The 593-nt window shown below is 74.4% G+C and carries 1 pseudogene; it reads right to left on the bottom strand.

From position 1 onward, the window contains the following. Positions 1-593, bottom strand: a pseudogene (locus A6V29_RS02360) (chromosome segregation protein SMC); the annotation flags it as partial.

Raw genomic sequence — 593 nt, 5'->3', positions numbered from 1 at the left:
CGAGCACGTAGAACGGCGACGGCCGCGCGCGGAAGATCGCCACGAGCAGCGCGACGGCGGTGAGCGACCGCTCGCCACCGGAGAGCAGCGACAACCGCTTCACCTTCTTGCCCGGCGGCCGCGCCTCCACCTCGATGCCGGTGGTGAGCATGCTGTCGGGCTCGGTGAGCACCAGCCGGCCCTGGCCGCCCGGGAAGAGGGTGGCGAAGACCTGCTCGAACTCGCGGGCGACGTCCTCGTAGGCCGAGGCGAACACGTCGTGGATCCGCTCGTCGACCTCGCGGACGACGGTCAGCAGGTCACGGCGGGTGGCCTTCAGGTCCTCGAGCTGCGTGGCGAGGAACGTGTGCCGTTCCTCCAGCGCCGCGAACTCCTCCAGGGCCAGCGGGTTGACCTTGCCCAGCGTGGCGAGGTCGCGCTCCGCGCGGGCGGCCCGTCGCTCCTGGACAGCGCGGTCGTAGGCGGTGGGCTCGGGTGCGGGCTCCCCCGCGGCTTCGGCCGCCGCCTCCTCGGCCGGCGACGGCGGGACCGGCGCGGCGGGCCCGTACTCGGCGACGAGGGTGGGCAGGTCGACGCCGTACTCCTCGGCGGCC

Source organism: Blastococcus sp. CCUG 61487, from assembly GCF_005222955.1.
Lineage (GTDB): Bacteria > Actinomycetota > Actinomycetes > Mycobacteriales > Geodermatophilaceae > Blastococcus.
The sequence above is the reverse complement of the archived record's forward strand: the minus strand, read 5'-3'. Positions and strand labels throughout refer to the sequence as shown.